Source organism: Streptomyces sp. NPDC042638, assembly GCF_040647235.1.
Lineage (GTDB): Bacteria > Actinomycetota > Actinomycetes > Streptomycetales > Streptomycetaceae > Streptomyces > Streptomyces rameus.
Map to the genome: position 1 here is coordinate 96,826 of NZ_JBEZBT010000006.1, position 13,402 is coordinate 110,227.

A 13,402-nucleotide genomic window follows, 5' to 3' on the forward strand; every position below is an offset into this window, starting at 1 on the left:
CCGAACGGGTGACTTGGCGTAAGAATTGGCTGGTGCAGGCATTGAGTGCGAGTCAGGTCGGGGGGAGCCGGTGAGCCGTTACGACGTCACCGATGAACAGTGGGAAGGGCTCGCCCAGGTCGTGCCGCTGCGGGGCCGGGACGCGTGGCCGTCCGCGGTGAGCCACCGCTCGCTGCCCGACGCCGAGACCGAGACCCGGCGCAGATTCGTGGTCCTGCGGGTCAACGTCTTCGCCGACGCGCGGGAGGTCGCCGAGACCCTCATGGCCGGGGTGCCGGTCCTGCTCGACCTGTCCGGCGCGGAGGGGGACGTCGCCAAACGTGTCCTCGACTTCAGCACGGGCGTCGTGTTCGGGCTGGGCAGCGGGATGCACCGGGTCGACCGCAACGTCTTCCTCCTCACCCCGCCGGGTACGGAGGTCAGCGGGCTGATGGAGGGCGCGGGCATCTCGGGCGGCTGACGCGGCTGACAGGGTCCGGCCGGTTTTCTGCCGTGCCTGTGTCCGCGATCGGGGGAGTCGTCCCCCGATCGTAGGAAGGTGGCGGCGGTGAAACGGTTCGGCGTGTGGGCGGAGTCCTACGGTCCGCATATGGCCGTGCCACCCGTGTCCGCTGAGCCACCCGCGGCCGACGCGTCCGCCGGGACCGTCCCCGCGCAGTCCCGCCCACCCCTCGATCTCCGCTCCCGGATCACCGAGTTGCGGCTGTCGGCCTTCGCCGGGCACCGGCGGGCCGGGTTTCCGCTGGGGCCCGTCACCCTGTTCGCGGGGCCCAGCGGGGCGGGCAAGACGACCGCGCTCGCCGCGTACGAGGCGCTGGCCCGGCTCGGCGGCGGCGCGCCGCTCGTGGAAGCGTTCCCGGACCCGGCCGCCTGCGTCCCGGAGCGGGCGCGTCCCGACTCCCAGGGGCGCCGGGGCTTCCGCATCGGGTGTACGGCCGACGGCGCGGAGGGACCGGTCCGGCTGGACGTCGCGGTCCAGGCCGAACCGGACCTGCGGATCGTGGGGGAGCGGCTGACCGCAGGCGGAGTCGTCCTGCTGGAGACCGCCCTGCGTGACCCGGGGCGCCGTACCGTCCAGGCCGCCTGGCACACCGCGGGCTCCGCCCCGGTGACCCGCGCCCCGCTTCCCGACGACCGTCTGGGCACCGCCCTGCTGCCGCTGCGCGTGGCGGGCAAGACCGACGGGCAGCGCCAGGTGCTCGCGGCGGCCGAGCAGATGGTCGTGGCCCTGCGCTCGGTCTTTCCCTGCGATCCACGCCCCGAGTACATGCGGGTCCCCGTCCCGACCGGCTCCGGCCGGCTGCTGCCGGGCTGCGACAACCTCGCCGACGTGCTCTGGCGCACGCGCGCGGAGTGCGGTCGCCGGCACGGCCGGCTGGTCGAGGCGCTGCACGCGGGGTGCGCCGGCCGGGTCGCCGACCTGGTGGCCGAGCCGTCGTCCGACGGCACGGTGCGGGCGCTGCTCGACCGCGGCGACGGCGTCCGCACCGACATCGCCCGGCTCGGCGACGGCGAGCTGCGCTATCTCGCGCTGACCCTGGTGCTGCTGACCGGGCCGGGCGTGCTGGACATGGACGCCCCGGGCGAGGTGCCCGACGCCCTGCGCACCCTCACCGTCCTCGCCGACGGCTTCGACCGTGGCCTGGACCCCGCCCAGCGGCGGGAGTTGCTGTGGACGGCCGCCCGGATGGGCGAGCGCGGGCACATCCGCTGTGTGGCCGCGGTGAGCGACGCCTCCTGGTCCGCCCGGACCCCGGGTGTCACGGTGGTACACCTGAACCCGTGACGGAACATCCCGACCTGGCCCGGCTCCAGAGCAGACTGGCCGAGTTCGCCGCCGCGCGGAACTGGCAGCCCTACCACACACCCAAGAACCTCGTCGCCGCCCTCTCGGTGGAGGCCTCCGAACTGGTCGAGATCTTCCAGTGGCTGACACCGGAGGAGTCCGCACGGGTGATGGACGATCCCGGCACGGCCCACCGCGTCACGGACGAGGTCGCCGACGTCCTGGCCTATCTGCTGCAGTTCTGCGAGGTCCTCGGCGTCGACCCGCTGGCCGCCCTGGCCGCCAAGATCGACCGCAACGAACGCCGCTTCCCCCTTCCGGGCCGGGGGGACCAACAGGCGGAATCCTAAATTCCGTTATCACTCTCCGGAGTCGAATCGGCTGCCGAATCCGAATTGTTGTCCACAGATTTCGGGCTTCCTCTGGCTTTTCGTCCCTTGGGCCCTCACGCTGGGTAGTGAACAAGAGACGGCAGGCGACCGTGCGAGATGACGCGGCGGACGGACGGGGGCACCACATGGATGCGGTACGGCTCATCCTCGCGAGCAGGCGAGCCCTGGCGGGCGGCGCCGACGCGGCGGAGATGATGGCGGAGGTCTGGCAGGCGCAGGCCCTGGCACAGGCGATCGGGAGCCGCCTCGCGGTCTCCGGCCCGCCGGAACTGCGGGGCGAGGCCCTGGGACTGACCGAGCTGGCGGGCCGGGGGTGCGGAGTCCTGGACCCGCCCGAACTCGACCCGGGCGACCTGCGCGCCGCCCAGCTCACCGAACTGGACGACGCCCGCGAGACCCTGATCTGCCTCGGCGGCCTGCTCGGCGAGGTCGGCATATCCCTGGTCGGCATGGCCAGCGCCGCTGCCGACGAGGCGACGTACTGGCAGTGCATGGAGGCGATCGACGCGGCCGACGAGTCCCGCGACCGCGTCCGCGAGATGCTGCGCAAGCTGGCGGCACGGGAAGAGGTGTTACCGGAGGACGCCCAGGACAGCCCGTCCGGCGTGTGAACCGGCGCTGACGTGCCCGCTCGGTGTGCCCGGGACCGGGGGTGGACCCACTCGGTCGGTGAACCCGCGCGGGCGGACCGCTCCGTCCGTCACCGCGAGGGCGGACCCACGCGATGGGCGAACCCGCGCGGGCGGACCGTTCGATCTGTGACCGTGAGGTGCGCCTTGCGGTGTGCGGGTGCCCGACGGCGGCGGGCTCGGCGGAGGGGCTGTGCGCCGCGCGTTCGCTTCAGGCCGTCTCGTCGGCCGCGTCGTGCCTCGGGCCCCCGGACTGCAGGTCCGCCAGCGCCGACAGATCAGCGTTCAGCGCCGCCATCAGCTCCTCCATCTGCTCCAGCAGCCCCTTCGGGCGACCGGTGGAGCCGTCGGGCCGCCCGGCGGGGCCTCCCTGCTGGGGAACGGACTCTTCGGACAAGACGGCCTCCTCGGCCCCCGGCGCGGGTGCCGGACGGTCCGGCCCCGACGGACCAACGATCATCGCCGGGGCCGGTCACTGGCTCGGAGCAGGGCCCGCACACACGGTGGACGATTTTCACCCGGCCGTGGACGGCCGCGCCGGACGACACCGGCGAGGACGACGCGGCGGTCGCCGTGCAGGATAGGTGTATGGACCTTCGAATCTTCACCGAGCCCCAGCAAGGGGCCACCTACGACACCCTGCTCACCGTGGCGAAGGCCACCGAGGATCTCGGCTTCGACGCGTTCTTCCGCTCCGACCACTATCTGCGGATGGGCAACGGGGACGGCCTGCCCGGCCCCACGGACGCCTGGATCACACTGGCCGGCCTCGCCCGCGAGACCAAGCGGATCCGGCTCGGCACCCTGATGACCGCCGGCACCTTCCGGCTGCCCGGCGTGCTCGCCATCCAGGTCGCCCAGGTCGACCAGATGTCCGGCGGCCGGGTGGAACTCGGCCTCGGCGCGGGCTGGTTCGAGGAGGAGCACAAGGCGTACGGCATCCCGTTCCCGAAGGAGAAGTTCGCCCGCCTGGAGGAGCAGCTCGCGATCGTGACCGGGCTGTGGGCGACCGAGGCCGGCAAGACCTTCGACTTCCACGGCACGTACTACGACCTCACGGAGTCGCCGGCGCTGCCCAAGCCCGCGCAGCGGAAGATCCCGGTGCTCATCGGCGGCCACGGCGCGACCCGGACCCCCCGGCTCGCCGCCCGGTACGCCGACGAGTTCAACATCCCGTTCGCCTCCGTCGAGGACAGCGAGCGGCAGTTCGGCCGGGTGCGGGCCGCCGCGGCGGAGGCGGGCCGCGAGGAGGGTGATCTGACGTACTCCAACGCGCTCGTCGTCTGCGTCGGCAGGGACGACCAGGAGGTGGCCCGCCGCGCCGCCGCGATCGGCCGTGAGGTGGAGGAACTGAAGGCCAACGGGCTGGCGGGTTCCCCGGCCGAGGTCGTCGACAAGATCGGCCGGTACGCCGAGATCGGCTCCCGGCGGATCTACCTCCAGCTTCTCGACCTCGGCGACCTGGACCACCTGGAGCTGATCTCCACCCAGGTCCAGTCCCAGCTGTCGTAGCCGCGCCGGGGGGACCGCCGGGGGGACCCGGCCGTCCCCCCGGCCCGCCTCAGCCGCGCTGGGTGAAGCCGTAGTCGAGGATCTTCGCCGCGTCCTTGAACCGCTGGTCCACGGACGTGTCCGCGAGGATGCTGCCCACGACCGTCCTGGAGCCGCGGGTCGCCGCGAACACCAGGCAGAACTTCGCCTCCGGCCCGGAGCCGGTCTTCACGCCGATCGCACCCCGGTAGGAGCCGAGGAGCGTGTTGGAGTTCTTCCACGGCGCCATGGCGTGGGTGCCGCCGCCGGGCCGGTACGACTGCATGTCGTCGTAGACCTTGGTGCCGACGACCGTCTTGAACGTCTTGTTCTTCAGCGCGACCCCGGCCAGCTTGGCCAGATCCCGTGGCGAGGAGTAGTTCTTCCCGTTGGACACCCCGTCGAAGGAGTCGAAGTGGGTGTTCTCCAGGCCCAGTTCGCGCGCCTTGCTGTTCATCCTGCCGATGAACGACTTGGTCCGCTGGGCCGTCGTCGAGCCCGTCCCGTAGGTGTCCGCGAGCGCGTAGGCCGCGTCGCAGCCCGACGGGAGCATCAGGCCGTACAGCAGGTCGCGCACCTTCATCGAGTCGCCGAGGATCAGGTTCGCGCTGGAGTAACGCTGCTGATGGGTCACCGGGTCGATGATGTAGTCGGTGTACTCCTTCTTGATCTTCACCTTCTTGTCGAGGTTCACGTTCCGCTGCGACAGCACCACGAGCGCCGTCATGATCTTCGTGGTGGAGCCGGTCCGCAGCCGGCCGTCCGGCGCCTTGCCGAAGAGCTGCTTGCCCGTGGCCGGGTTCATGGCGAACGCGCCCTGGGCGGACACCTGCGGCGCCGCCGTGACGGTGCGCGCCGAGGCTGCCGCGGGCGGTGTCGCGTCCGCCTGGGCGGGAGCGGTCGCGAGGACGCCCGTGCCCAGGACGGCGCCGGCCGCCACCGCGACGGCGGCCCTTCTCCGTGCCCGGGTTCCGTGGCCGATGCGCATGGTTCCCCCTTCTGTCATTGGTCAGTTGACGAGGGCTCACTCCACCAGATCGGCGGGCCGGACAGCCATAACGGAGATCACATGTCCGCGCGACCCGGTGCGCGGGCTCTGCTGGAGATCGATGCCGCCGCCCCCCTGCCGCTGCGCATCGAGGTCCCCGCGCTGCCCGCACGCGGCGGCCCGGAACTCGTACGCGCGGCGGGCTGTTACTCTCCCGAGGCTGATGTGCTGGCCAGAGCCTGCCGGACCTCAGCCACGGGGAACGGGGTGCGCTTGCTCTGCGTGAGCAGGCGGTGGTGGAAGTCGTCCAGGACGATGGCGTGCGGGGCATGCCGGTCGATGATCGCGCCGATGTCGGGCGGAACGCCGTCGGGGCGGTGACCTTCGACCCATTCACGCAGGAAGGTGCCGTGTTCGGTCCCACCAGGCACGCAGTCGGGCAGGTGATGGCGAAGCAGGTGGCTGGGTGCGTAGGAACGGTCGTAGACAAGATGATCGGCAAGGAAGGCGGCTTCTTCCGCCGAGAGTGCGAAGTCGCGGCTCGACGCGAGCCCGAAGTCCGCGAAGTACACCTGCCGCCCATCGGTGAGCAGGTTGGCGAAGTGCGTGTCGAAGTGGACGAGTCCGCGCGCGCTCATGAACTCCGTCCCCCGCAGCAACGCATCCTCGACCCACCGGTAGGGCGATTCGCCTCCCGGCTCCGGCCAGGCCGCATCACGGGTTTCGCCGAGCCACGCGCCGAGCGTCCGGGGCACATGCTCCAGGAAGAGCACCAGGCTGAAGGAGGAACTGCCGATGGCCTCCAGCCGACGGCGCACGGCTGGCGACCCGTCCCAATGCGCGACGGCCCCCTCAACGCCCCCGAGTCCGTCGACGAAGCCTGAAGGGGGACTGTCAGGCAGAACCCGCCAGTGATACAGCAGGGGGAAACCCGCGAACTCGTTCTTCAGCACCCAGCCTGTGGTCATGATGTGCGTGGCCAGCTCACGCCAGGCTCCGAACCCCGCCGACCCTGCCCCGTACTGGTAGAAGAGGGGAAGTTCGAAGAGGTTGGCGGTCGACCGCACATGCTCCGGTTGCAACTCGATGTCTGTCAGCGGAACCCGCTTGACGAAGACGCGTACTCCTTCGACTTCCATCTCCGCCGACCTACCGCCGATGCCGGAACCGAGACTCGGCGCGGCGGCCACCGCGTTCTCAAGCTGGCGGTCGCTCAACAAGGACAGCCGTGCTCCTACGGCCGCATAAGCAGACACTCGTGCGGCGTGCCCTGACTCGGTCATGTCCATCGGCGGCTCCAGCCTGACATCGGAACTGACTGCTATCGATCATGCCAAGAGGAAACGGGCCGCACACAACGCCCTTGTGTCGCACACCCGTTGTCCATATCGTGGACGGCCGTGCGGCACACGGGTGTTCGCGCGCCGGGAGGGGAGTGACGGGCGTGGAGATCAAGAAGACCGTGGTCCGTGAGGACGAGCGGAGCACCACTCGCCGGCCGGCGATCCTGGAGAAGCGGCCGACCCGCTGAGCATGCGTGTCCACCTGGTCACGATGCCGTGGCATCCGCTCGACCTGCCCTCGCTGCAACTGGGCCTGCTGAACCGGATCGTGCGCCAGGGCCGCCCCGGCGACGAGGTCACCGAGTTCCACGGCTCCCTGCGCTGGGCGGAGTTCCTGCTGGAGCGCTCCGGCGGCCGGCTGCGGCCGGGGGACTACGTGGAGGTCGGCAGCGACGCGATCTTCCACGGTCTCGGTGACTTCGTCTTCTCCGGGGTCCTGTACGACGACCCGGACTGGGGCGTGGCCCGGCTGCGGGACTACGCGGCCGGCCGGGGCGTCTTCATCGACACGGCCCTGGCGATGCGGCCGTACGCGGCCCCTTTCGTCGACGCCTGTGCCACGGAGGTGCTGGCGGCTGAACCGGACGTGGTCGGGTTCAGCCGCCAGCACCTTCATGCAGAACGTGCCCTCGCTCGCCCTGGCCCGTGAACTGAAGCGGAGACGGCCGGAGTTGACGGTCGTCCTCGGCGGCAGCAACTGTGACGGGCCGATGGGGAGCGCGCTGCACCGCAACCACCCGTTCGTCGACCACGTGGTCCGCGGCGAGGCCGAGTACGCCTTCCCGGCCCTGCTGCACCACCTGGCCGCGGGCACCGACCCGGTGGACGTCCCCGGCCTGTGCTGGTGGGACGGCACGGTGTCCCGGGCCAATGAGGAAAGCCGGCGGACCGTGGCCCCGGCGGACATACCCTCGCCCGACTACGACCAGTGGCAGTGCGCCCTGGACGTCTCCCCGGTGCGGGAGTACATCCACCCGAAGCTGGTGGTGGAGGGCGCCCGTGGCTGCTGGTGGGGCGAGAAGCACCACTGCACCTTCTGCGGGCTCAACGGCACCGCCATGGCCTTCCGCGCCAAGCCGGGGGAGCGGCTGTGGACCGAGATCGACAGGCTGGTGCGCCGTCACCGCCTCCTCGACGTGGTCACCGTCGACAACATCATCGACATGGCCTACTTCCGCGACTTCCTGCCCCGCGTCGTCGACAGCGGCTGGGACCTGCGGCTGCACTACGAGGTCAAGTCCAACCTCACCGCCGACCAGCTCCGGCTGCTCGGCGACTCGGGCACGGTGCACATCCAGCCCGGCATCGAGAGCCTCGGCAGCCGCGTGCTGGACCTCATGGACAAGGGCGTGACCGGCGCCCGTAACGTCCGCACCCTGCGCGAGTGCGAGAACCACGCCCTGACCTGCTCCTGGAACCTGCTGTACGGCTTCCCGGGCGAGACCGCCGATGACTACACGCCCGTCATCGACCAGCTCCCCGCGCTGGTCCACCTCCAGCCGCCGAGCGGCGCCCACCGCATCCAGCTGGAGCGGTTCAGCCCGCACTTCACCGATCCCGGCCGCGGCTTCGGCAAGCGCCGCCCGGCCGAGATGTACCAGCACGTCTACGACCTGCCCGAGGGCGAACTCGCCGACATGGTCTACCTGTTCGACAGTGAGCCGGCGGGGCTCGGCGGGCCGGCCGAGCGGCGGCTGCGGGAGGCGGTGGCCGCGTGGCGGGCCGGACACGCGCGATCCCGGCTGCTGTTCGAGGAGGACGGCGCAGACCTGCTGGTGCACGAGAGGCGGTACGGCCGGCCGCCCGCCACCCACCGCTTCACCGGCTGGCGGGCCGCTGCCCTGCGCCACCTGGAGGACGGCCGGACCGTCCCCGCCCTGCACCGACTGCTGACCGAGGACGGGCACGCGGTGGCACCCCCGGACCTGCACACCTGGGTCGGACGGGTGCGGCGGCTCGGCCTCGTGTTCCGCGACGGCGCCACCTACGTCGCGCTGCCCACCCGGGGCGAACCGGTCCGGCTGCCCGAGAGGGCCGGATGAGCGCGCCACCCGCCGCCGTACCGCACCGGCTCACCGGCCGCCGGGTGGAGCCGGCCGGGCCCCTGGACCTGAGCGGCTCCGGCCGCGGTACGGCGGAGGCGGTGCGGTTCCTGCGCGAGTGCCAGGGCCTCGGCCTGCGGGTGGACTGGCGGGCGACGGGCACGCCGTCGTACGACCCGGCCCTGCTGCACCACCTTCCGCCGCCCGCCGAACACGCGTCAGCCGAAACCGAACTGACGGCCTGGCGGGCGGCCTACGCGCAGGGCGCCCTCTACCACCGGCGCGGCCCGGACTTCGTCACCGTCCTGGACCGCCGGGAGCCGGGCACGGCCGCGCGGCTCACCCTGGACCACCCCGCCCTGCACGACACGTTCCTGCGACTGCTGGAGCCCACACCGGTGGACACCCTGGACCCCGTCGGACGCGAGGCGCTCGGTCTGCTCGCCGCCGAGCGGCTGGTGCTGGCCGCCGGGGGCTGGGCGGTGGCCCTGCCACCGCGGATCCGGCGGTGGCCGGTCCCCTGCACGGCGATCTGACCCCTGGAGGGCCGTCCCGTCCCACAACCGGATCGGAAGCGCATCGGAAGCGCGAAACCGGCTCCCGACGGGCGGATGTCGGGCAGAGTGACTGTCGTCCTACCGACGGAACAAGCCACATCCCTGCACACCGCCGGGAGTTGCGAGGCCCCATGAACCACACCTACGAGCCGCCGAGCCTGTTACCCGCCGGTGGCAGGGAGCGCACCTACGCGCTGCTCATCGCCGGTATCCCGCTCCTGCTGATCCTGCTCCTGGCCGTCGTTCCCCACCTGGGCTCGGACGACGCGAACGGCTCCGGTGCCCCCTCCTTCGAGGGCGGCGGATACTCGGGCGGCTACTCCGGCGGATACGACCCGTCGACCCCGGACGTGCCGACACCGGACGTCTCCACGGCGTACTACACCACCGAGCCCTCGGAGCCCGGCTACGGCATCGACGCCACGGACACGGCCCCGGTCCCGACCGACACCGAGAGCACCGAGAGCACCGGGCCGACCGACGGCACGACCGGCCCCGACGGGACGGTCCACCGCTTCTTCGAAGCCATCAACGACCGCGACTACCAGACCGCCTGGGACCTGGGCGGCAGGAACCTCGACGAGTCCTACACCTCCTTCGTGTCGGGCTACGCGACCACCGAACGGGACGACGTCACCGTCGACTCCGTCCAGGGCGAGACGGTATGGGTGCATCTCCTCGCCCAGCAGACCGACGGCACGCAGAAGTCCTACAGCGGCCGGTACACCGTGGTCGACGGGGTCATCACCGGCGCCTCCATGAGCCCCACCGGCTGAACAGAGCGGAGCGAGAAGACAATGGCGAGTGATTTCCTCACCGTGCCCGCTCCGGCGCCGGAACCGGACGGCCCGGTCCCGGGCCGTCCGGCCGCGGACGCCACGAGCAACGCCACCCGGCTGCTGTGCGCGGGCACCTACCTCGACCCCGTCTACCGGGCCGGTGTGATCCGCGAGCTGCTCACCCACCAGTACCGGGTGGTGGCGCCGTCCTACGGCTACGACGCGGTTCCCGTGCTCGCGCACGCGCTGGCGGCGCGCCGGCTGCAGCGCCTCCGGCTGGCCGTGCTCGTCGCGGGCGTCGTGGTCACCTTCCTCCTGATGACCGTCGGCGCCCTGAACGGCTTCACCGCGGCCCTGGCGGTGCTGTGGCTGCTCTGGGTCACCGCGTTCCTGCGGCGGGTCGTCACCCTGCAGACACTGTCGCGCCGGCTGTCCGTCCCGGCCGGCGGCGCGCGCCGGGGGAGGGGGTTCGACGGGTCGTACCCCGACCACCCCGAGCTGACCCCCGAACTGGTCGACAAGATCAAGCGGGAGCAGTCCTCGGACGGCACCGTGATCCGATACGGCGGCTACAAGCCGTTCGTCGGCGCCGGCCGGCAGGTGCGCCGCTGGTCCAACGCGGAACTGATGATCGGCGCGCCGGCCGGGGTGTTCAAGGACCAGCCCGGCGCGTGGCACGCCGTGGCACCCGGAGCGAGCGGCCAGGAGCCCCAGCGCAAGGAGGTCGTGCCCTTCACCGTCGCGGAGCTGACCGCCTACGTCGCCGACCGCATGACCGCCCGGCTGCGGGACCAGGCCCGCCCGACGCAGCGGATCGACGGCCTGGCCGTCGAGCGCAGCACCTTCAGCACGGCCGTCACGACCCTGCGGGGCGTGACGGAACCGACCCCCGAGCAGCTCGACGGCCACTGGGACGACGTCTACGACGCGGGGCGCGACTACCTGTGCATCCGGGTGGGGTCCTGGAGCCAGGAGCTGGTCACCACGGCTTTCGTGGGGTTCGACCTCAAAGGCAACACCCTGCACACCGAGTTCTACTCGTACGTGCTGGCGCCGATCGAGCGGAGCTTCCACCTGGTGGACCGGCTCCCCGCCGCCCTGGGCGAGCGGGCGCTGCTGAAGGTGGCCTGGCACACCGTGCGCGGTACGCCCCACTCCGCCCTGCGGTCGGCCGCCGCGAAGGCGGCCGGTGCCCGCCTGCTCCCGCAGCTGCCGTGGTCCAGGAACCGGATCCGGGTACCGCAGCCGGCCGACACCAGCGAGTTCGGCCTCGGCCGCTACGCCGACGCCCTCCTGAACCGCGGCGCGGTCACCAGTGTCCGGGAGATGGCGACCAGCAGCCGCTTCCACGTCTTCTTCCAGGAGACGGACACGATCAAGTACACACAGATCGTGGAGCGCCAACTCCTCAACGTCCTGCGGGACTTCCTGTACGAACACAACGTCGACCTGACGGAGCACGAGGCCCGCCAGACCAACATCCTCAACAACTACGGGCAGAACAACAGCTTCGTGAACGGCGACAACAACACCACCAACTCCGGTACGCAGAACAGCTTCGGCTCGGCCGGCGGCAAGGGGGCGGGAGCCGCATGACGCACACCTCCACGGGCGGCAACAGCAGCGACTACGGAAGCAGGAACGACTTCGGGCGCAACAACAGCTTCGTCACCGGCAACGGCAACACCACCAACTCGGGCACGCAGAACTCCTACGGCGCCGCCCCCGCCCCCGCGTCCACCCGGCACGCCCGCCCGGAGCAGACCGGTTCCGGCCCCGTCGCGGACCGGCGCCGCAACGTCTTCGTCGTCCACGGGCGGGACGAGGAGGTGCGGACGAAGATGTACGACCTGCTGCGTCTGCTCGATCTGCGCCCGCTGGAGTGGGAGGATCTGGTCGGGGCCACCGGCGGGACGGCACCGTTCCTCGGCGACGTGGTCGCGAAGGCCCCCGGACTGGCGCAGGCCGCGCTGGTGCTGCTCACCCCGGACGACATCGTCCAGCTGCATCCGCAGCTGCGCGGCGCGAACGAGCCGCCGTACGAGACCGAGCCGACCGGCCAGCCCCGGCCGAACGTGCTGATCGAGCTGGGCATGGTCCTGATGGCCTACCCGGAGCGCACGCTGATGGTGGAGGTCGGCGCGCTGCGCACGATCGCCGACATCGCGGGCCGGAACGTCATCCGGTTCGACGGCTCGGAGACAGCCCTGCGCAAGATCGTCCAGCGGCTGAAGCTGGCGGGCTGCACGGTCGACGACACCCGCTCCGAATGGCTCCAGACCTGGCCGTACCGCCACCTGTCGGCGTACGGCCGCACCGGACGGGGAACCCCGCCGGCCCGCTGAGCCGCGGTACGGGCCCGGTGCACGGTCACAGTCGGGGGACGGGCCCGTACCGCTCGGCGCCGTACCCGAGGGGGAGACGCCGCCCGGCGTCAGGCATGGCGCCGGGCGCCGGCCGCCAGCCCGGCCAGGAACGCGCCGGTCTCCGGCAGGTCGATCCGCCCCAGTTCACCGGGGCGGATCACCACACGCAGCTCGCGGCAGACCCTGCGCTCCCAGGAGTGCACGACGAACGACAGCAGGATCAGCCGCAGCAGGCTGTCCTCGTCGAGGTCGTGCAGGCGGGCGAGCCCCGCGCCGGTCAACGGCATGGTGAGGGACTCCAGCCGGCCGTGCCGGCGGACGGCGTCCCACAGCCGTTCCAGCCCCAGCCACAGGTCCTCGACGCCGCTGGAGGCGACGCAGTCGTTCCCCATCCGGCTGTAGGCGACGGCGAAGACCAGCGACGGCCGGGAGCCGAGGACGGCGACCGTCCCGATCGGGTACCGTGCCCGCTTGCCCCGCGGCTTGTCCCGCGCGCTCTCCCACGACACCGGGGCCACCCCCGCCAGCGCGGCGGCCAGCTCCGCGTCCAGCCGGCCGGCGTCCCCCGCGTAGGTGCGGGCGAGCAACTGGCCCTGCACACTGGCGTCGTCGATGACACCGTCGGCGCCCACCCGGGTGTCGAAGGTGTCGGTGAACCCCACCACCAGATGGCCGGGCCGCTCGAACAGGTCGCCCTCCTCGACCACCACCGTCATACCCGGGCGCCCGAACTCCTGCCGCACGGACGCCTGCGGCCTGGACCGTGCCAGCCCCCAGGTCAGGCACAGCGCCACACAGCCGGCCAGTACCGTCCCGGGGCGTGAGACGGCGCCCGGGAACAGCTGGCCGACGAACTGCACGACGGCCGACACCGCGCCGAAGGCGGCGAGCACGCTGCCCGCGAACACCCGTCGCCCCCGCCAGGACCGCGCGAGCCGGGACAGCGCGGGACGGGTGCGTGCGGACGGACCGGTCAATCGCATGCTCGCC

General features: G+C 71.9%; 15 protein-coding genes. 11 read left to right on the top strand and 4 right to left on the bottom strand.

What is annotated here, in order from left to right:
* Nucleotides 1–70 precede the first annotated feature (70 nt).
* The 4 genes from AB0B40_RS07630 (at nt 71) to AB0B40_RS07645 (ending at nt 2,789) form a co-directional block, all read left to right on the top strand.
* Nucleotides 71–460 (top strand): cell division protein SepF, encoded by a 390-nt coding sequence (locus AB0B40_RS07630; RefSeq protein ID WP_161292996.1) that lies wholly within the window; start codon nt 71–73, stop codon nt 458–460.
* 129 nt (nt 461–589) lie between these two features.
* Nucleotides 590–1,786: an ATP-binding protein gene (locus AB0B40_RS07635; RefSeq protein ID WP_362263484.1), complete on the top strand. Its 1,197-nt coding sequence runs from the start codon at nt 590–592 to the stop codon at nt 1,784–1,786.
* Entirely contained in the window at nt 1,783–2,136 is a 354-nt protein-coding gene (locus tag AB0B40_RS07640; protein WP_362263485.1) for a nucleotide pyrophosphohydrolase, read from the top strand. The genes AB0B40_RS07635 and AB0B40_RS07640 overlap by 4 nt, the downstream gene beginning before the upstream one ends.
* Nucleotides 2,137–2,303: 167 nt before the next feature.
* Complete coding sequence (locus AB0B40_RS07645; protein WP_345052031.1) at nt 2,304–2,789, top strand: DUF6099 family protein; 486 nt, start codon at nt 2,304–2,306, stop codon at nt 2,787–2,789.
* A 229-nt stretch (nt 2,790–3,018) separates the two neighbouring features.
* Here AB0B40_RS07645 and AB0B40_RS07650 read toward each other — a convergent pair whose 3' ends face one another.
* On the bottom strand, nt 3,019–3,204 hold the full coding sequence (locus AB0B40_RS07650; protein WP_362263486.1) for a hypothetical protein: 186 nt from the start codon (nt 3,202–3,204) through the stop codon (nt 3,019–3,021).
* A gap of 191 nt (nt 3,205–3,395) precedes the next feature.
* Between AB0B40_RS07650 and AB0B40_RS07655 the strand changes: the two genes are divergently transcribed.
* Nucleotides 3,396–4,319 (top strand): LLM class F420-dependent oxidoreductase, encoded by a 924-nt coding sequence (locus AB0B40_RS07655; RefSeq protein ID WP_362263487.1) that lies wholly within the window; start codon nt 3,396–3,398, stop codon nt 4,317–4,319.
* A 49-nt stretch (nt 4,320–4,368) separates the two neighbouring features.
* Here the strand turns inward: AB0B40_RS07655 and AB0B40_RS07660 are convergent, their stop codons facing one another.
* A complete protein-coding gene (locus AB0B40_RS07660; protein WP_362263488.1) occupies nt 4,369–5,325 on the bottom strand; it encodes a serine hydrolase in 957 nt (318 codons plus the stop codon).
* Between the two features lie 206 nt (nt 5,326–5,531).
* Nucleotides 5,532–6,614 carry a protein kinase family protein gene (locus tag AB0B40_RS07665; protein WP_362263489.1) on the bottom strand — a complete coding sequence of 361 codons (1,083 nt, stop codon included), beginning with the start codon at nt 6,612–6,614 and terminating at the stop codon, nt 5,532–5,534.
* 244 nt (nt 6,615–6,858) lie between these two features.
* Between AB0B40_RS07665 and AB0B40_RS07670 the strand changes: the two genes are divergently transcribed.
* The 6 genes from AB0B40_RS07670 to AB0B40_RS07695 all read left to right on the top strand — a co-directional run bounded on the left by AB0B40_RS07670 (nt 6,859) and on the right by AB0B40_RS07695 (nt 12,391).
* On the top strand, nt 6,859–7,317 hold the full coding sequence (locus AB0B40_RS07670) for a hypothetical protein (protein ID WP_362263490.1): 459 nt from the start codon (nt 6,859–6,861) through the stop codon (nt 7,315–7,317).
* Complete coding sequence (locus tag AB0B40_RS07675) at nt 7,283–8,710, top strand: RiPP maturation radical SAM C-methyltransferase (protein ID WP_362263491.1); 1,428 nt, start codon at nt 7,283–7,285, stop codon at nt 8,708–8,710. The genes AB0B40_RS07670 and AB0B40_RS07675 overlap by 35 nt, the downstream gene beginning before the upstream one ends.
* On the top strand, nt 8,707–9,246 hold the full coding sequence (locus tag AB0B40_RS07680; RefSeq protein ID WP_362263492.1) for a DUF5825 family protein: 540 nt from the start codon (nt 8,707–8,709) through the stop codon (nt 9,244–9,246). The genes AB0B40_RS07675 and AB0B40_RS07680 overlap by 4 nt, the downstream gene beginning before the upstream one ends.
* Nucleotides 9,247–9,398: 152 nt before the next feature.
* Nucleotides 9,399–10,043 (top strand): hypothetical protein, encoded by a 645-nt coding sequence (locus AB0B40_RS07685; protein ID WP_362263493.1) that lies wholly within the window; start codon nt 9,399–9,401, stop codon nt 10,041–10,043.
* Nucleotides 10,044–10,064: 21 nt separating this feature from the next.
* Nucleotides 10,065–11,642, top strand: coding sequence for a hypothetical protein (locus tag AB0B40_RS07690; protein ID WP_345052012.1), 1,578 nt, complete (start codon nt 10,065–10,067; stop codon nt 11,640–11,642).
* Entirely contained in the window at nt 11,639–12,391 is a 753-nt protein-coding gene (locus AB0B40_RS07695; protein WP_362263494.1) for a nucleotide-binding protein, read from the top strand. Before AB0B40_RS07690 ends, AB0B40_RS07695 begins: the two co-directional genes overlap by 4 nt.
* Nucleotides 12,392–12,480: 89 nt before the next feature.
* Here the strand turns inward: AB0B40_RS07695 and AB0B40_RS07700 are convergent, their stop codons facing one another.
* Entirely contained in the window at nt 12,481–13,395 is a 915-nt protein-coding gene (locus AB0B40_RS07700) for a macro domain-containing protein (RefSeq protein ID WP_362263495.1), read from the bottom strand.
* Nucleotides 13,396–13,402: the final 7 nt, after the last annotated feature.